This is a genomic window from uncultured Duncaniella sp. (assembly GCF_910578445.1).
Lineage (GTDB): Bacteria > Bacteroidota > Bacteroidia > Bacteroidales > Muribaculaceae > Duncaniella.
The window spans coordinates 61,822-80,050 of record NZ_CAJTQC010000001.1 but is presented as its reverse complement, the minus strand read 5'-3'; the positions used below and the strand labels follow the sequence as shown (position 1 = coordinate 80,050).

The 18,229-nt window shown below is 45.8% G+C and carries 12 protein-coding genes; 3 read left to right on the top strand and 9 right to left on the bottom strand.

Annotated elements, in window-relative coordinates; translation table 11 throughout:
- Positions 1 to 19: 19 nt before the first annotated feature.
- On the top strand, positions 20 to 1,198 hold the full coding sequence (locus QZ311_RS00315; RefSeq protein WP_297062666.1) for a TolC family protein: 1,179 nt from the start codon (positions 20 to 22) through the stop codon (positions 1,196 to 1,198).
- Between the two features lie 42 nt (positions 1,199 to 1,240).
- Positions 1,241 to 2,860 carry a rhamnogalacturonan acetylesterase gene (locus QZ311_RS00310; protein ID WP_297063040.1) on the top strand — a complete coding sequence of 540 codons (1,620 nt, stop codon included), beginning with the start codon at positions 1,241 to 1,243 and terminating at the stop codon, positions 2,858 to 2,860.
- A gap of 102 nt (positions 2,861 to 2,962) precedes the next feature.
- On the opposite strand, the gene QZ311_RS00305 is transcribed toward QZ311_RS00310, so the two are convergent.
- Complete coding sequence (locus tag QZ311_RS00305) at positions 2,963 to 3,715, bottom strand: nitroreductase family protein (protein ID WP_297062664.1); 753 nt, start codon at positions 3,713 to 3,715, stop codon at positions 2,963 to 2,965.
- A gap of 170 nt (positions 3,716 to 3,885) precedes the next feature.
- Between QZ311_RS00305 and QZ311_RS00300 the strand changes: the two genes are divergently transcribed.
- Positions 3,886 to 6,486 carry an adenosylcobalamin-dependent ribonucleoside-diphosphate reductase gene (locus QZ311_RS00300; RefSeq protein ID WP_297062662.1) on the top strand — a complete coding sequence of 867 codons (2,601 nt, stop codon included), beginning with the start codon at positions 3,886 to 3,888 and terminating at the stop codon, positions 6,484 to 6,486.
- Positions 6,487 to 6,514: 28 nt separating this feature from the next.
- Here QZ311_RS00300 and QZ311_RS00295 read toward each other — a convergent pair whose 3' ends face one another.
- The 8 genes from QZ311_RS00295 to QZ311_RS00260 form a co-directional block, all read right to left on the bottom strand.
- Positions 6,515 to 8,164: a phosphoethanolamine transferase gene (locus QZ311_RS00295; protein WP_297062661.1), complete on the bottom strand. Its 1,650-nt coding sequence runs from the start codon at positions 8,162 to 8,164 to the stop codon at positions 6,515 to 6,517.
- 119 nt (positions 8,165 to 8,283) lie between these two features.
- Positions 8,284 to 9,396, bottom strand: a complete 1,113-nt coding sequence (locus tag QZ311_RS00290; RefSeq protein ID WP_297062660.1) for a BamA/TamA family outer membrane protein — start codon at positions 9,394 to 9,396, stop codon at positions 8,284 to 8,286.
- A gap of 183 nt (positions 9,397 to 9,579) precedes the next feature.
- Positions 9,580 to 10,302 (bottom strand): phosphoribosyltransferase family protein, encoded by a 723-nt coding sequence (locus QZ311_RS00285; RefSeq protein ID WP_297062659.1) that lies wholly within the window; start codon positions 10,300 to 10,302, stop codon positions 9,580 to 9,582.
- Positions 10,303 to 10,348: 46 nt separating this feature from the next.
- Positions 10,349 to 10,858, bottom strand: coding sequence for a regulatory protein RecX (locus QZ311_RS00280; RefSeq protein ID WP_297062658.1), 510 nt, complete (start codon positions 10,856 to 10,858; stop codon positions 10,349 to 10,351).
- 30 nt (positions 10,859 to 10,888) lie between these two features.
- On the bottom strand, positions 10,889 to 11,734 hold the full coding sequence (gene prmC / locus QZ311_RS00275; protein WP_297062657.1) for a peptide chain release factor N(5)-glutamine methyltransferase: 846 nt from the start codon (positions 11,732 to 11,734) through the stop codon (positions 10,889 to 10,891).
- 54 nt (positions 11,735 to 11,788) lie between these two features.
- Complete coding sequence (locus QZ311_RS00270; protein ID WP_297062656.1) at positions 11,789 to 13,006, bottom strand: ATP-binding protein; 1,218 nt, start codon at positions 13,004 to 13,006, stop codon at positions 11,789 to 11,791.
- A 178-nt stretch (positions 13,007 to 13,184) separates the two neighbouring features.
- On the bottom strand, positions 13,185 to 14,843 hold the full coding sequence (locus QZ311_RS00265; RefSeq protein WP_297062654.1) for a fumarate hydratase: 1,659 nt from the start codon (positions 14,841 to 14,843) through the stop codon (positions 13,185 to 13,187).
- Positions 14,844 to 15,096: 253 nt separating this feature from the next.
- Positions 15,097 to 17,859: a leucine-rich repeat domain-containing protein gene (locus QZ311_RS00260; protein WP_297062652.1), complete on the bottom strand. Its 2,763-nt coding sequence runs from the start codon at positions 17,857 to 17,859 to the stop codon at positions 15,097 to 15,099.
- Positions 17,860 to 18,229 lie beyond the last annotated feature (370 nt).

Below are 18,229 nucleotides of genomic sequence, written 5' to 3'. Positions count from 1 at the left end.
AACAACAAATTACACAGACATGCTCCGAAAATTCAGCATTTTTCTAATCTGTCTCTCTCCCATAGGAAGTTTCGCTTCTGATTTTGACGAAGTTCTGTCAACAGTGGTTGGCAACAATCTTACTCAAAAATCTGTTTTGGCCTCGGATATCGCTTCTGTCGCTGAAATGAAAGCCGAGAATGCTCTCGAAGCTCCGGAATTTTCCTACGAGAGCTTATGGGGGGCAAAAGGCATAGGTGATAAACGAAATTTTTCCATCTCGCAGTCATTTGACTGGCCCGGAGTCTATGCCGCCCGAAACAAGGCTATAAAAAAATCGGAGAATGCCATGCAATACCTGCGTGAATCGAGTCTGCTCGAAACTCGCATGGAAGTGCGTCTGGCTCTGATTGACATGATTAATATCCGTCAGCGCATCGCGACAACCCGGAAAATTTGTAACGGACTGTCATCAATGGCCGAATATTATAAAAAAGCGGCCGAGGAGGGACAGGAAACACGTCTTGATTACAACAAGGCTGTCATAGAGCATGTGAATGCGGTCCGCGAGCTGAAGAGTCTTATGTCGGATTCAGCTGTGATTGCTTCATCTCTTCAGGCGATGAACGGAGGTCAGGATGTGGCGCCTTTGATAATGAAACTCGGGGTGGAATATCCTCGCAGGTCGCTTGAGTCCCTGCGTCCAGACCGTGAGACTCTCAGGACAAAAGACCCTGCAGTAGCGGCATCACGGGCTGCTTTCGAGGCTCAGAAAGAGCTTGTAAAAGTTGAAAAACGCTCGCTGTTTCCCGGTTTTTCCGTTGCATATCTCCACGAGTGGGAAATGGGCGATAATTTCAACGGCTTCTCTGTGTCAATCACGCTGCCGTTTCTCACAGGCCGGTCCAAGACAAAGGCTGCATCGCTCCGACTCGATGCTCAGCGTCTTGACGAAGAAATGTCGTTAATCAAGATTGCTTCTGAACTTCAGGGAGAATATGATGTGGCCTGTGAACTTCGGGAACTTCTCAGGGAATACAGAGGTGTTATAAACGATGATTCAAACATCGAGCTTCTGCGTAAGGCTTTGGACTCAGGACAGATAAATTTCCTGACCTATATGCAGGAATTGAACTATTTCCTTTCAGCCCGTCGTGATTTTCTTGAAGCACACTATCGTTATCATATAGCGGTTGCCCGTCTTCAGCGTTACGAATAAACTCATCAATCATCACCAATGCAATCATTACGCATATCATTTATGGCCGCTGTAAGTGCGGCCATATTCACATTTTCCAACTCGGTCATTGCGCAGAATTCAAACAAAGTAGCCCGACCTATGGAGGATAGGAACAATGTTGTCGACAATACTCTCGACAGTCTTAACAAGGCTAAGTTTGCCCGTCCCGTAGCCGGTTCGTCGCGCAAAGGCGACAATCCGGTGCTTTTTCTTGTCGGAAATTCAACCATGCGCACCGGGACTCTTGGCAATGGCAACAACGGTCAGTGGGGGTGGGGATGTTTCATTGACAGTTATTTCGATTCGGAAAAAATCACGGTCGAAAATCATGCCCTCGGAGGGACGAGCAGCCGCACATTTTATGAACGTCTTTGGCCCGATGTGCTTGCCGGAGTCCGTAAAGGAGATTGGGTCATCATAGAGCTTGGCCATAATGACAATGGTCCGTATGACAGCGGTCGTGCCCGTGCGTCGATTCCCGGAACAGGCAAGGACACTCTTCATGTCACAATAAAGGAGACCGGTGAAAAACGTATCGTTTATACGTATGGTGAATACATGCGTCGTTTCATAAACGATGTGAAAGCTCGAGGTGCACATCCGGTGCTCATGTCACTTACTCCGCGCAACGCTTGGGCGGATGCCGACAGCACTGTCATAGAGCGTGTCGACCGTACATTTGGCAAGTGGGCGCGTCAGGTGGCAAAACAGACAAAAGTTCCATTCATAGACCTCAACGAAATTTCAGCCCGGAAATTTGAAAGGTTCGGCAAGGAGAAGGTTAAGACCATGTTTTATCTCGACCGGATACACACAAGTGAATTCGGAGCCAAGGTCAATGCACGGTCTGCGGTTGAAGGACTGAGAAGCCTGAAGAATCTTGGATTGGCTAAATACCTCCTTCCCGAGACTGTTGATTCTGTCACAGGCTCTTCCCGGTCAGAAGGACGTCCTGTGGTTTTCACAATCGGTGACAGTACCGTTAAGAATGAAGACTCCGATACCGACAGAATGTGGGGTTGGGGGAGTGTGCTTGCCGAATATCTCGACACCACGAAAGTCTCTGTCGAAAATCACGCCATGCCCGGACGCAGTGCCCGCACATTTGTCGACGAAGGCCGTTGGGACAAGGTATATGAGGTTCTGCAGCCCGGCGATATCGTGCTCATACAGTTCGGACATAATGATGCCGGGCCGATAAACACAGGAAAGGAGCGTGCCGAGCTCCGTGGGGCAGGTTCTGAAAGCAAGGTCTTCAAAATGCAGAGCACAGGACGCTATCAAGTAGTCTATACATTCGGTTGGTACATGCGTAAATTCATTATGGATGCACGCGAAAAAGGAGCGTTCCCGGTTCTCATCACCCACACTCCGCGCAATAAGTTTGACAATGGGCTTATTGAAAGTAATGCCGACAGTTTCGGCGCATGGACAAAAGAAGTGGCCGAAGCCACAGGTGTCCCTTGTATTGACCTCAATTCGCTTGCCGGTCGGACGCTTCAGCATATTGCCGATGAAGAAGGCCTGAAAAAAGTCAATGCACATTTCAAGCGTGACCACACGCACTCGTCTCTTCTCGGCGCTCGTCTAAATGCCTCGATTGTAGCCGGAGAATTGAAAGGCATACTTGAGAGTAAGTAAAAGGAGGAATAATAAGTCGTAACATACACATATTCCGCCCGATTCATCTGAGTCACGGTAACTCAGATGAATCGGGCGGAATATTATTATATATAGGTTGTGTTACAAGGCTATACCCTGATTTTTGAGGTATTCTTTATATACACGTGAGAATTGTTCATTGGCTGCGCGTGGATAGCGGACTTCGGCAAACACTTGAGCGAGGTTTTCCTTGTTGTTCTCTTTAACAAACTGCTTTGAGCTCTCAAGGTTTTCTTTTTCAGAATAAATTTCACGCAGTTCGTCGTCTGACGGATTTACATATTTGCTATGATGAACAATTGAGCTGATTGGCAAGCGTTCCTGTAGTTCAGGCGATTCAGCCGGATATCCTACCGTCACTGTGATGACAGGCACGACGTCGGCCGGCAGTCCAAGTTCTTCGGCAATCTGACCGGCGTTATATGTTGTAGTCCCGAGGTAACAAGTCCCGAGACCGTTCATTTCGGCGATGGTTACGAACTGTTGGGCAAAAAGCGATGTGTCGATTATCCCCCATGTGAAACCCTGAAGATTGTTAAGCCCCGGTTCTGTGCCGTTAATCCGACACCAACGGTTGAAGCGGTTGAAATCAATGCAGAATGTAAGCACTGCTTTTGCTCCCGTAATCGCAGGCTGATTGAAATGGGCCGGAGCAAGCCGGGCTATCTCTTCCGGATCTGTTGACACGACTACAGAATAAGTCTGCATATTCCCTGTGTTTGCAGCGCGCGCTGCATCTTCGAGCATTTTGTCGATGAGTCCGATGCTCACCTGACGCGAAGAATCATATTTGCGGATGGTGCGGCGTGTGGAGAAATAATTCGAAGTATCCATTTAGAAAAAATGATGTTTAATAATGATTAAAATTTACGGTTCGGAGGCTCAAACCGAATTTTTCCGCAAGTTACAATTTTATTCGCGGATGTAGATAACTTCGGGGTGATAATTTTGCAAGATAGGAAATTATTGACCAACTTTGCACTCCCAAAAGACACCTAATATAAATGGAAAGAAAAAGATACACATTCGAGGAGGCATATGAGGCTTCGGTCAAATATTTTGGTGGTGATGAACTCGCTGCCAGAGTGTGGGTTAGCAAGTATGCCTTAAAGGATTCGGAAGGAAATATCTATGAACTGACTCCTTCCGACATGCACCACCGCATTGCCTCGGAACTCGCAAGGATTGAATCACGCTATCCTAATCCTATGAGTGAAAAGGAGATTTACAGTCTTCTTGACGGTTTTGACTACATTGTGCCACAGGGTAGCCCTATGGCCGGCATCGGCAACAATTTTCAGACCGGTTCTCTTTCAAACTGCTTCGTGATTGGTCTTGACGGACATCCTGATTCCTATGGCAGTATTATAAAGATTGACGAGGAACAGGTGCAGCTTATGAAGCGTCGTGGCGGTGTCGGACATGACATGAGTGATCTTCGTCCGAAAGGAACGCCTGTCAAGAATTCAGCTCTGACATCAACCGGACTTGTTCCGTTTATGGAACGCTATTCCAACTCGACACGTGAAGTCGCACAGGACGGACGTCGCGGTGCATTGATGCTCACTGTGGCTATCAAGCATCCGGATTCTGAACGTTTTATCGATGCGAAACTGGAACAAGGCAAAATTACCGGCGCGAATGTCTCTGTCAAAATTGACGATGAATTCATGCACTGCGTTGAAGAAGGCCGACCATACACATGCCAGTTCCCGCTTGACAGCAATGACCCGGAAGTGAAGACCGACATAGATGCGAAAGCCCTTTGGAGCAAGATTGTCTATAACGCATGGAAATCGGCTGAACCCGGAGTCCTTTTCTGGGACACTATCTTGCGTGAATCTCTTCCTGACTGCTATGCCGATCTTGGCTTCCAGACCGTGTCGACAAATCCATGCGGTGAAATACCTCTTTGTCCCTACGACAGCTGTCGTCTGCTTGCAATCAATCTTTACTCTTATGTGAAGAATCCGTTTACTCCCGAAGCATATTTTGATTTCGATTTGTTCCGCGACCATGTCGCCAAGGCGCAGCGCCTGATGGATGATATAATCGATCTCGAAATGGAAAAAATCGATACTATCATCGAGAAAATAAAAGCCGATCCGGAAAATATGGAGGTTAAGGAGACAGAACTTAACCTGTGGCTTAAAATCAAGGCAAAGACACTCAAAGGCCGTCGTACAGGACTCGGAACTACCGGCGAAGGCGACATGATTGCTGCGCTCGGTCTGCGTTACGGAACTCCGGAGGCTACCGAAAAATCCGTGGAGGTTCACCGTGCGCTTGCTCTTGCGGCTTTCGGTTCTTCCGTGCAGATGGCTAAGGAGCGTGGAGCGTTCGAGGTTTTCGATGCCGAACGTGAACGGAATAATCCATACATCTGTCGTCTGCGCGAAGTTGCTCCGGAACTTGTCGCGGATATGGAGCGGAATGGACGTCGCAATATCGCGTGTCTGACAATCGCTCCGACCGGCACTACATCTCTCATGACCCGTACATCTTCCGGTATCGAGCCTGTGTTTATGCCTGTCTATAAGCGGCGTCGCAAAGTGAATGCCAATGACGTTGACGTTCATGTGGATTTCGTCGATGAGTCGGGCGATGCTTTCGAGGAATATATTGTCTATCATCCCAAATTCCTCGAATGGATGCGTATCAGCGGGATTGAACAGCGTCGTGATTTCTCACAGTCCGAACTCGATGAACTTGTGGCTCGCTCTCCTTATAATAAGGCGACAGCTAATGACATTGACTGGCTTGAAAAAGTAAAAATGCAGGGAGCTGTCCAGAAATGGGTTGACCATTCAATCTCTGTGACAATCAATCTTCCGTCGGATACTCCTGTTGAACTTGTCGACCGTCTCTATATGGAAGCATGGAAGGCAGGATGCAAGGGCTGTACGATTTATCGTGACGGTTGCCGGTCAGGAGTGTTGATATCTGTTGGCGAGAACAAGAAAAAGGACCGCGAAAAGGCAGGCGAAGAAAAAGTCGAGAATTCTACCGACGAGGTGAAATCGTCGGCGACCGCTGCTGATGCCCCTGCTCCGATGACAAAGACCAAACGTCCTAATGAACTCGAAGCCGATGTGGTCCGTTTCCAGAATAACAAGGAAAAGTGGATTGCGTTTGTCGGTTTGAAAAATGGTCAGCCTTATGAGATTTTCACCGGTCTTGCTGATGATGACGACGGTATTTTCTGTCCTAAATCAGTGTCGAAGGGTAAGATTATCAAGGCCACCGACGACAAGGGCAATAAGCGCTATGATTTCCAGTTCATCAACAAACGCGGCTACAAGACTACAATCGAAGGGCTCTCCGACAAGTTCAATCCTGAATACTGGAACTATGCCAAACTCATTTCAGGTGTGCTTCGTTATGGCATGCCGATTGATCAGGTTATCAAGCTTGTCAATGGCCTTGAACTCGACTCCCAGTCAATCAACACTTGGAAGATGGGTGTTGAAAGGGCTCTAAAGAAATATCTGCCATCCGGAACTCCTGCAGGCGGCCAGAAATGTCCGAATTGCGGTCAGGAGACTCTCATCTATCAGGAGGGCTGTCTCATCTGCACATCCTGCGGTTCATCTCGTTGCGGATAAGAGTTATATTATCTGAATATGTCAGCAATTAAAGAATGTCTTTCAGTCTGACTGCGACATTGTGGTCACTGAGATAGAGCGGCTTGCGTGGCATATAGTCTGATGAAATCAGTGAAGCGGTGGTGTCTGAAAGGGCATCGCCGCTTACTTTTATCCCTGCCATATCAAGAGCTGTCGGTGTGAACGAGCGAGATGTCGAGAGGAGCTTGTGTGCATTCCTGCGAAGTTTCATGTCATTGTCGGGATATTGTGTCCGATATGCTTCCGACAGCCATGCGACGAACGGGACGTGAACTTGATGAATCGACGGACGTGGAGATGCGTGAAGGAATCGTCCGTGTTCATCGTCAAAGATGTCTTCGCCATGATCCGAAGTGTAGAGGAGTCCGGCTTTGACACCATCAAGTGATTCGAGACGGTTGATACACTCCGAAATGAAACGGTCAGTTGCTACTATCGTGTTATCGTAAGCATTGATAAGCTTGTCGCGCTCTTCCTTGACAGCTTCTTTATAGTCACACGGAGTGAAACGGCAGTCGGCACTTTCATATCGGTCGATATAATTGAAATGTGAACCGTAGGTATGTATGATTATCAACTGCTTTTTGTTGCCTTGGGCTATAATATTGTCAATCACCGGCAATAACTCGGAGTCAGGTTTACGGTTTGCCTCAAGTGGATTGGACGTAGTGTCAAGCTCTTTTATGAATATCGTCGTGTCGCTTTCGAATGCAAAGAAATCAATGAAAGAATGATTGTAGCGTTGATTTGAGAGGAATGCCGTGGAGAATCCGGCTTCTTTAAATGCTGTCACTATTCCTTTCACTTTATAGATTTCTGAGTCGAAATTTGTTGCGTCGACAGTGCTGAGCAGCATAGGGACGCTTTTATGGGTGGTGTTGCTTTCGCTATATGCCCGTTGTGATGTTATTATGTCGTGTCGCGCGGACAGATTCGGAGTCGTCGGACGGTCATAGCCGAGAAGTTGCCAGTTTTCGGCACGTGATGTCTCTCCGATGACAAGCATATAGAGCTCGCGGTCAGTTGTGGGGTGGGTTGACACCGCGTCATATCTGAACGATGCAGATGTATTATGGTAGTCGGCGGTACGCTTGGTCCTGTCGACGGCAAGATAGATGTTATAGCCTACGTTGACAGGATAAAGATGACTTTTTGTGGAGTAGTTTGCCGGAGAGTTGAATGAGCATACGAGCAATCCGATTCCGATGACACAAATGGCGGATGCGGTTCTGAAATTATATTTCATGAAATGTGCATCCAGATGGGTCCCTTTGTGGATGAAGATTCCGGCTGCGATTAGCGACGGAACATAGAGCAGGATTACGAATGATATGACAGGAGCGAGGCTTGCAAGCAGTTCGGTGACTTCCGACGAATTGGTTGTCACGAGATTAAGAAACATGTCGACAGCAATTATGCTGCGGCCATACAGTGCAAGCAATACGATTTGAAATGCCGCGAAGAAAACCAGAGGAAACATCAGCCATATCGAGCGCCCGATTTTTGGTGAAATGCTCATAAGCAGATACATCACACCTCCGGGAAGCACTACGTTTGTGAGTGCACCGAGTGGAGTGAGCTGCTCAGTGAAGGAGAGTATGATATTCGGCAGGAGCAGCGAAAGAAGGAAGATGTAGAATACAATATTCTTGAACATGACGAACCAAAATTAAAAAGTGAAACTCCTGAAAGAAGACCCTCTATATCAAATAGAGATTATAGAAATAGGATATTTTGAATCTTACGTATCTCGTAAGATTAGGAGCAATGCGGTCTTTAGAATGCTTCGTTTATTCCGAAAAGAAAACCGCAACCTTTCTTCCCGAATCCGATGTCAAGCCTGACATTGGTATTTTTTTTGAATTCCCATCGATATCCGATTCCGACTTCAGGCAGGAGGCGCTTGAAGCAGATATCGGCCCATTTTTCGTAGACTGTCCCGACAGATCCCCATATTGCTATGCCTGATCGGCGGTAGACATGCTGGCGCAATTCGAGTGTAAGGTCTGTGGCACATTTATCGCGGAAACGACCTTTGTAATATCCTCTCATCGCACTTCCGCCGAGTGATGGCATTTTGCCCCACGGAGTATGACCGTAGGTCCATTTGCCATGTAAGCGTGATGCGAGTACACCGCCTTTCCAGATTGGGATATATAGATTATAGCTTAACTCTGTGCTTGAGAACGAATGGTTTTCATTTCCGAGAAACCTCGGTGAAAAAAGTTGTATCAGTTCGAAGAAATGGCCGTGGTTCGGGCCGGTAAGATTGTCACGTGTATCTGACTGAAGCAACGCTCCCGCCGAGATTGTAAAATATCTGAGCGGTTCACCTTCCCAGAGTGTATAATCAGTGATGTCGTGTGCGTTAGTGTAGCTGACTTCTATGGCAGGGCCTACAAACAGATTGTTGGCGAGCCTCCATTCGTAGTCAGCTGACAAGGTTATGTCAAACAATCCGTATTTTGTCTCGTTTGCATCGTCATTGTCCATCGAGAATCCGATACCCCAGAAATATGTGCTGAACGACATAAAGTCGAGTTTGTAGTTAATCCGTCGGGAATCTTTGGGATAGACGTGAGTCCCCTCGATACCTACCGAATAATATTTCTTTGTCGCGAGCGTGCCTGTCAATGAAACATTCGATGGGGGAAGCAGTGTGTCGGAAGGACATGTTGAGTAATCACCGGCGATGACCAGACCTATGCCGAAGCCTTTTTCACTGGTATAGTAAGGCCCTCCAAGTGGCGCGAAATTAGGTCGACGCGTGAGCTGACGTTTGTTTGATTGATTGAAATATTCAATCACACGTGAGACGATTCCTTTATGCTCTTTCGGCGCGTCCTCAACCTTGGCAGAGTCCGCTGCCAAGACGATCTCTTCCGGCATTTCCTCGGAATGGAGAGGAAATGCCGTGAGAAGTGAGATTATAAATAAATATTGAACGTGACGAAACATGCTTGCAAATTTACATAAATAAATAGAGTCGAAAATATATCATGCGACCTAAGGTTGGGCGCTATGGATAATATGTTCGTCTAATTTAGAAACGCCGGAATAAGTAAATAAGTTTCAGCAGAGCCGGGTTATGGCAAGCGAGTAGACGCTGATTTCAGAAGAAGGCGAAGCACTCTTGATTGCTTTTATGCAGCTTAACATTGTCGCACCGGTGGTTATTACATCGTCAACAAGAAGTACATGTTTGTCTGCAATAGCGGATATATCTTCTAAACTGTAGACATCACGTGCGTTAAGAAGACGCTGGTGGGCATTTTTGCGGGTCTGTGACCGATGGAATGAGGCACAAAGTGCTTCAGCGACCGGGATGCCTGTGGCGGAGCTGATGCCTTCGGCTATTTCTGCGGCCTGATTGTAGCCTCGTTGAAGACGTTTGAAAAAATGTAGCGGGACAGGAACAATCACTTCTATGCCATCGAAAAATCCATCGGCGGCTAATTCTTTGGCATGTTCGGCTGCAAGTGTGCGCCCGACAATGGGACGGCCACGATATTTCGTGTCGTGGATGAGACGCGCATATTCATTTTCCCTGTAATAATAGAACAATGATGTGGCCCGTTGAATCGGATGTCCTATCATGAAGAGACGTTCGTGTATCTCGTTGGGCTGTATCTTGTGCATGCCGGTGAGAGGTAGCGAAAGTCGACAGTCGAGGCACATTACGGATTCTCCTCTCACAAGTGTGCGTTGGCAGACCGTGCATACGTTAGGGAAAATAAGGTTGAAGAAGTCTTCGGCCCAAATCCGGGCGCTTGTGAACGTACTGCTAAGATTCATGGAGAGAGAGTTGTTTTTATTTTGTTGCAGAGATATATTGCGTAGTCTATTGATTTTCGTCTTCTGTCATCCGGGCTATTTCTGTCCGGAATATATCGACAATCAATGGATATTCAAAACCACGTGTCATAGCGAACTTCACTACTTTCAGCTTTGATTCGCGACTTAACGGCCATTCTTTAAGCTGACGTATTTTAGCTTTCATCACACGCAATGCTATCGCCCGATATTCGTCATCTTCTTCGTCGATGTCATCGAATGCGTGGTCAATAATGTCTGTCGGCAGGCGTTTTGCCCAAAGTCCCTGACGGATTTTTCGCCGTCCCCAGCCGCTGAAATGCAGTTTGTCGTGAGCATAGGCTTTTGCGAAACGTAGGTTGTCAAGGAATTTCAATTCTTCAAGCCGTCGGATGATTTTTGCGGAATCAGAGGCGTTAATTCCCCATGAATCAAGCTTTTTTAGGATGTCGGGTGAGCATTGTTCGCAGCGGGCACAGAGGTCGGCTGCTCTTGAAAGTGCATTTTCGAATGTCAGTGGAGCTTTGCGCTTTAACATATTTTCTGTTCGCTTTGTCAGGGATTCAGATTACTTTTCTGCAATCATGAAACGAGTTTTGCCATACATGTCTGTGATAAGCTCTACGTCATTCCACCCTTCGCCCTCCATCCATGATTTTAGTTGACCGGCTGTCAGCGGGTTTATTTCGAAATATAAGCGACCTTTATCAGTCAGAGCCCGCTTTGCATAGAGTGCGATAGCCTTATAGAATTTAAGACCGTCATTGTCAGGCATGAAAAGAGCGATATGCGGCTCGTGGTCAAGCACATTTTTATCCATTCCTGACTTTTCACTTTCAAGTACGTAGGGTGGATTTGAGACAATGATATCAAACGTGTTTTCAATCTCCGGAAGCGAGAGGGCATCAGCTTTCGAAAAGTTGACTTTTACTTTCAGGGCATCGGCGTTTGCGCGGGCTATGGCAAGCGCGTCGTCGGAAATATCAATGCCTGAAACCTCAGGGAAATTGAGTGATCTGGCCAGCGCCACGGCTATGCAGCCGGAGCCGGTGCAGATGTCGAGCACCTTGAGGTCTGACTTGGGATTGTTTTTGACTATTATATCGACAAGCTCTTCTGTTTCAGGCCGGGGAATCAGCACCGCAGGGCTAACTTTCAGAGTCATTCCATACCAATATGTATCACCATATATGTACTGCACAGGTTCGCCTTTCAGAAGTCTGCCAACAGCTTCATCAACACGTCCGATAATGAAATCGGAAACTTCTTTGTCGGCACGCAAGGCAAGTTCGACCTGATTCCAGCCTTTGATGTGTTCCATTATTGTTCTGAACAACCAGCGGGCTTCGCTGTCGCCGTAAATTGGTGAGAGCTTTTTACAAGCTATGTCAGATAATTGTCGAAGGGTAATCATGATGATGCAGAGTTAATCAAAGAATGTCACATGCCAGTGGGCAGGATTCATGAGTTATTTAAGAGAACTGTTTTCGGCAAGCGGAAGTTCGATGGCAAATGTCGTGCCAACGCCGATTTCCGATTTTTTCACGTAAATCAGACCTCCGTGATATTCCTCGATGATTCGTTTTGTGAGAGTCAGTCCCAGTCCCCATCCGCGGCTTTTGGTTGTGAATCCGGGATTGAAAATCGCTTTCTGATTCTTGCGTGCGATTCCTTTGCCTGTATCCGAAATTTCGATTAGAGCTTTGGCTTTTTCGGGTCGGATTTCAATGTTGATGTCACCGCTGCCTTCCATGGCATCGACGGCATTCTTAATGAGATTTTCCATCACCCATTCTGTTAACGGAGGGGAGAGTGTCACAATCAATGGTTCGTGCCATTGGGTCAGAGTCAACTTTATGCGTCGTGATATCCGCGATGACATATAGTCGGTGGCGTGGCCGACAATTTCATTTATGTCATACATTTCCATTGACGGGCGTGATCCGATTTTCGAGAAACGCGAAGCGATTGTGGATAGTCTTCTTACATCCTTGTTCATTTCGGCCACTGTTTCCGGGCTTACGCCTGACTCTTCGAGCAATTCCATCCATGCCATGAGCGACGAGATAGGAGTCCCGAGCTGATGGGCGGTTTCTTTGGAAAGCCCGACCCAGACTTTGTTCTGTTCCGCTCGTTTGGTCGAGGAGACCGCGTAGTAGACAATCAGAACAAAAGCCAGAAGCACCAACAACTGTACGTAGGGATAGAACCCAAGACTTCTCAACACCTTTGAGTCCTCGTAGTATAGCCATTGTTTCCCGGCTTCCCCCATATCAATTTCAATCACGTTTGGTGAATTGCGGAGTTTCTCAAGTTTCTTGTCAAGAAATCTACGATTTACGTCGCTGAGAGCGAGCGACAGTGAATCATGTGGTTCCGGCAGAGAGAAATTACGCTGCATGATGATTTCGCCTGTCTCGTCGGTGAGCAGCACGGGGATGGTGCTGTTGCGTTCGATGATTGAAAGTAGAAAATCGACATTAGAGCCTGACTGGCTGTCGGGATTCACGGGGTTGACAAGCTCACGGGTAGCATCAGCCCAGATTTGCATGCGTTCACGCTCCTGTTGCGACAGGTCTTTGACCAATGAATCGGAGTAAAACAGAAACACACTGACTACCACCACCGATAGCAGCAGGAAACCGATAACGCCACGACGGCGGATGTCATATATATTCCGGATCAATTTGAAAGACGTGATATGGAAGTTTAAACGTGATAGAGAGTGGATATGAAAGTTATAAAAAGAAAAGACAAGCTGCCAAAGATGTGCGACAATTGTTTTATGCGCTCACCTCAAGGCAACTTGTCAAATCTTTTATGATATCAGATGCTGTTCATCTTGAATGAACAAACATACGGAATCAATGCTTGTCGTCGACAATGGGGCAGCCTGAGCAGCGGTTTGAGATTTCTGTGAAGAAATCGTTGCCCTTGTCATCAACGAGAATGAATGCGGGGAAGTCCTCTACTTCGATTTTCCAGATGGCTTCCATGCCGAGTTCTGGATATTCGAGAAGCTCTACTTTCTTGATGCTGTTCTGGGCGAGGATTGCTGCCGGACCGCCGATTGAGCCGAGGTAGAAACCGCCGTGCTTGTGGCATGCGTCGGTCACCTGTTTGCTGCGGTTGCCCTTGGCAATCATCACCATAGAGCCGCCTGCCGACTGGAACTGGTCGACATACGAGTCCATACGTCCTGCGGTTGTCGGGCCAAATGAGCCTGAGGGCATTCCTTCGGGTGTCTTGGCCGGACCTGCGTAGTAGATGGGGTGATCTTTGAGATACTGAGGCATGGGCTCACCCTTGTCGAGACGCTCTTTAATCTTGGCGTGTGCGATGTCGCGGCCTACGATGATTGTGCCGTTGAGCGAAAGACGAGTGGCAACGGGATATTTTGTGAGTTCGGCAAGGATTTCAGACATCGGACGGTTGAGATCGATTTTCACTGCGTTGCCTTCGCCCTGCTTGCGGTATTCTTCGGGGATGAGTTCGCCGGGATTGCTGTCGAGTTTCTCAATCCAGAGACCTTCGCGGTTGATTTTGGCCTTGATATTGCGGTCGGCCGAGCATGAAACGCCAAGACCGACGGGGCATGATGCGCCGTGGCGGGGCAGACGGATCACACGGATGTCGTGTGCGAAGTATTTGCCTCCGAACTGTGCGCCGAGACCGAGACGTTCTGCTTCTTTCTTCAGGACAGCTTCGAGTTCTTTGTCGCGGAAAGCATGGCCGAGCTCGTTGCCGTGGTCGGGAAGATTGTCATAGTATTTGACCGAAGCCTTCTTGACGGTTTCGAGGTTCTTTTCAGCTGAAGTGCCTCCGATGACAAATGCGATATGATAGGGGGGGCATGCCGCTGTTCCGAGGCTCTTCATCTTCTCGACGAGGAAAGGCACAAGGGTCTTCGGGTTAAGAATGGCTTTGGTCTCCTGATAGAGATATGTCTTGTTGGCAGAACCACCGCCTTTTGCAACGAAAAGGAACTTATATTCGTCACCTTCTCCGGCATGGATGTCGATCTGTGCGGGGAGGTTGCAGCCGGTGTTGACCTCGTCATACATAGTGAGAGGTGCGTTCTGCGAGTAGCGGAGATTGTCGGTGGTGTAGGTGAGATATACACCCTTGCTGATTTTCTCCTCGTCGTCACAGCCTGTGTAGACGTTCTGGCCTTTTTCACCGTGAACGATGGCTGTACCTGTGTCCTGACAGAAGGGAAGAGCGCCCTTGGCTGAAACTTCAGCATTGCGGAGCATGGTGAGAGCTACGAACTTGTCGTTCTCGGAAGCTTCCGGGTCATTGAGGATTTTAGCCACCATCTCATTGTGTTCGCGACGGAGCATGAAAGCGTTGTCGTGAGTGCATGCGCGTGCAAGCACAGTGAGAGCTTCGGGATCAATCACGAGGAACTCGTGTCCACCCCAGTTTTCAACCTTCACGTAGTCTGAAGTGAGTTTGTAGTATTCGGTTGTATCAGGGCCAAGGGGAAACATAGGCTGATACTTGAAAGGTTTGGTTGCCATTATAAATTAAAATTTGATGATTTTACACTTGGGAAACCCCATAGGGTTTCTTTGGATGACAAATTTACAAACTTAATTTCAAACGGCAAGCGAAAAGTTTTAAAAGTTTAGAGTCGTTTAGGTTGGACAGATTAAAGCTCAGTATGCGCTTGTGGCAGCGGGTAAGCCATATTTTTATTTAATCCATATGATTTACCCGACCTGCGCAAGCGCATACTAAAATTTAGCTTCTCGGATGTTGAGGTTGAATGCGTTATCGACGTACTTTACGGACAGAGCCATCCGACATTTTGATAATGTAGACGCCTTTTGTGCTGTTTATCCATCGGTCAAAGGCTAATCTGCCGTTGATGTCATAAACTGAGATTATTGAAGCTTTTTGCTGAGGAGATAAAATATCCTCAATAGCTGATGTAGGTATACCGACTACATTATACATCCACAAATCGGACTGACTTTGGTAAAGGTCGTATGATTCCTCTGGAACATATATCGACAATTTCTGGGCAAATGGCCGTTCCCGATTAGTCAATGGACCATCAAATGCAGGAGGCTCAATAGAATTGAAGTAGATTGCATTTAATGAATTACACCAGTCAAAGACCAAATTACCTAAATAATGAGAGGAAGAAGGTATATTTATGGTAATTAAACCTGTAGAACTAAAGGCTTCTGCGCCAATAGAATCAGTTCCCAGCGGTAGATGGATGTCATTCAGATTCCGACATCCGGTAAAAGCTGATTCACCTATTGAAAGACGCTCTGCATCTTCGCCTGACGAACGAGAGCTAATGTTGCGAGCTCTGAACGTTACCTCCTTTAATTCTCGACAATCAATAAACATACAATCAGGAATTTTATTGACTTTGGGGCCAATTGTGACTGCTTGCAGAGAGTTACAACCCTCAAACATAAAGGCAGACTTAAAATAATTACCCCCGAAAGATGTTCCGCAATATTCTAAAAGAGGGGATGAGTTTTTGGCGTTGTATTCTACAAATCTCAGGTCGGGACAATTATAAAAAACACTTCCACCAATTGTATCAACTGATTCTGGAATTACGATAGATTCAAAACCACGACAGGAAGTAAAGGCATACGATCCCAAATATTTTACAAATTCTAATTTTGGTTCAGAATTGAATTTACACCCACTAAAAGCCCATTTCCCAATATGAGTTAACTTTGTAGGAAAATTTTTAAAAACTAATGAATCTGTCAATGTAGATGTCCCTGAAAAACAATTTTCACCGATATAAGCTAACATAGAATTCTCAGCCTCTTCAAATTCTACTGTTCTTAGAGAACTAATATAACGGAATAGATTATCACCCAATTTCTTAACTCCCGGATGTATTATCACCTTTTTCAATGATTGGTGTGTTACATATCCATCAAATATGTATCCGAAGAGTGAAGAAGTAGACGCATAGGATCCGTTAAAATTTTTTAGCTCCAGATTGTCACTATTAATATACAGTGTGCTGACAGCACTATTTGTGAATGCTTCATAACCAATCCATCTTAGATTTTTTGGTAAGATAACCTGAGATAGAGTTGAGCAAGAAAAAAAAGCATTATTCCCGATAGAAATAAGACTTTCCGGCAATGTACACCAGAATTTTGGACAATCTTTGAATGCTTCGCTTCCGATTCGCTTCAAAGAAGATGGTAGCTTCACTTCTCCCAATACCTTGAAGCCACTAAATGTTTTGTCGCCAATTTCCAAAAGTGATTCAGGTAATTGCAATATTTTTATGTTTTCCTTTAACTCGTTCGGAAATGTGTGACCAAAACCATCACTGATGGCAATTGTGCCTTCACGAAAAGAAAAAGTATCTCCTTCATGCTTATATGACGAATCATATTTGTAGGCTATATTGGTGATGTATGTAATTCCATTTTCACTTCCAATGCTTTCAATCCATGGAGTGCCATAAAACGCATATGCACCTATTTGCTGTATTGAATTTGGAATTTTGACATCTGTGAGATTATGACAATAATAAAAAGCATATTCTCCAATAACTTCTACGGATTCGGGTAACTCAAGGCTTTTAAATTTTGGATAGATTGAAGCGTCATTACCTCTCCTAAATGCGTCATCTCCAATCGATTTAAGATTTGGTGAGAAAACAACAGAAGATATATTTGTGTCACGGAAAGTCCCATCTTGAATAGTATCCAGTTTACTTATATTTATATCACAAACAAGATTTTTGGCATGAGCGAAAGCCTCGTTACCTATTGATTCTACATTTTCAAGATTTATGCTTGTAATACCGGAGCTGCTAAAAGCCTCGTTTTTAATGCTTTTGACGGTTGCAGGCAAAGATAGCTCTTTTAGAGCAGATGTTTCGTAGAAAGCTTGAGATTCAATAGCAATAAGATTTGATGGTAATTCCACTTTTTCTAGAGAGCTACAATATCTGAAAGCCTGTTTGCCAATATTTTTTGCATTCTTTGGCAATATGACATCTTTAAGCGTTGAATTTGAAAATATATAATCGCCTACATTTGAAAGTGATTTCGGTAGAATGACTTTTTCAAATGCACTGTTTTCATAAAATGCTCCCGACAAATCATTGCAGAAGATGTGGTCATAGACATTACTTCCGCCCAATCCATTGCTACGACTTTCGGTGAATGTTTTATAAGTATTGGAGATGTAATAAATGTTGTAACGATAACCGTAAGCTCCACCCGGAGCACTACCGACACGTATAGTTTTGTAGGATTCATCACTGGGGATAAGTGTGACATCGCTCAAATCAAGTGTTTCAATCATAGCAACCTTATCCTTTCCACTGGTGAGATAGGCGATGTCGACTGCGTTCAGTCCTCCTTTGATGGTCAAGGATTCAAACCGCGACGATTCAAGGTCATCGATTACTTTCTGCAAAGTACCGGGAACTTTAATTTCTACTACTTCCTTTGTCGTTTGTGCATGAATGGATAACTGTGCAACCCAAAGCATTGAAAGCACACATAACAATTTCTTAAATTTAAGATTCATGGGTTAATTTTTTAGCCTTCGGGTTTCCCTCGTTAGACACTTTGGAGGAATAAGAAATATGCGTGGAAACCGTACTATCACTCGTTCCCACTTTCTGAGGCCTTCGCATTGCCCAATCACAATAGAAACGAGCAACGCAGAGACCCACGCATTATAGGAACCAATCCTTTTCGGAATGTTTCATAACGAGTAAGGCATCTACCGCTGCTGAATTCATGATTGTGATTTTGAAATTTGCGAAGTTTCAGAAAATCAAGAATAAGCGCAAGTAAACGCACAGTAAATAAAAATACAGGACGAACAGGGTTAGAAACTCTATTCTAAATATTTCGTCCAATATCCGCAAAGGTAAATAATATATTTTGATAAT

Excerpts from the sequence above, each read along its gene's own strand:
- QZ311_RS00315 (WP_297062666.1), top strand. The coding sequence starts at position 20 with ATGCTCCGAAAATTCAGCATTTTTCTAATCTGTCTCTCTCCCATAGGA.
- QZ311_RS00310 (WP_297063040.1), top strand. The coding sequence starts at position 1,241 with ATGGCCGCTGTAAGTGCGGCCATATTCACATTTTCCAACTCGGTCATT.
- QZ311_RS00305 (WP_297062664.1), bottom strand. The coding sequence starts at position 3,715 with ATGGATACTTCGAATTATTTCTCCACACGCCGCACCATCCGCAAATAT.
- QZ311_RS00300 (WP_297062662.1), top strand. The coding sequence starts at position 3,886 with ATGGAAAGAAAAAGATACACATTCGAGGAGGCATATGAGGCTTCGGTC.
- QZ311_RS00295 (WP_297062661.1), bottom strand. The coding sequence starts at position 8,164 with ATGTTCAAGAATATTGTATTCTACATCTTCCTTCTTTCGCTGCTCCTG.
- QZ311_RS00290 (WP_297062660.1), bottom strand. The coding sequence starts at position 9,396 with ATGCCGGAAGAGATCGTCTTGGCAGCGGACTCTGCCAAGGTTGAGGAC.
- QZ311_RS00285 (WP_297062659.1), bottom strand. The coding sequence starts at position 10,302 with ATGAATCTTAGCAGTACGTTCACAAGCGCCCGGATTTGGGCCGAAGAC.
- QZ311_RS00280 (WP_297062658.1), bottom strand. The coding sequence starts at position 10,858 with ATGTTAAAGCGCAAAGCTCCACTGACATTCGAAAATGCACTTTCAAGA.
- prmC (WP_297062657.1), bottom strand. The coding sequence starts at position 11,734 with ATGATTACCCTTCGACAATTATCTGACATAGCTTGTAAAAAGCTCTCA.
- QZ311_RS00265 (WP_297062654.1), bottom strand. The coding sequence starts at position 14,843 with ATGGCAACCAAACCTTTCAAGTATCAGCCTATGTTTCCCCTTGGCCCT.
- QZ311_RS00260 (WP_297062652.1), bottom strand. The coding sequence starts at position 17,859 with ATGAATCTTAAATTTAAGAAATTGTTATGTGTGCTTTCAATGCTTTGG.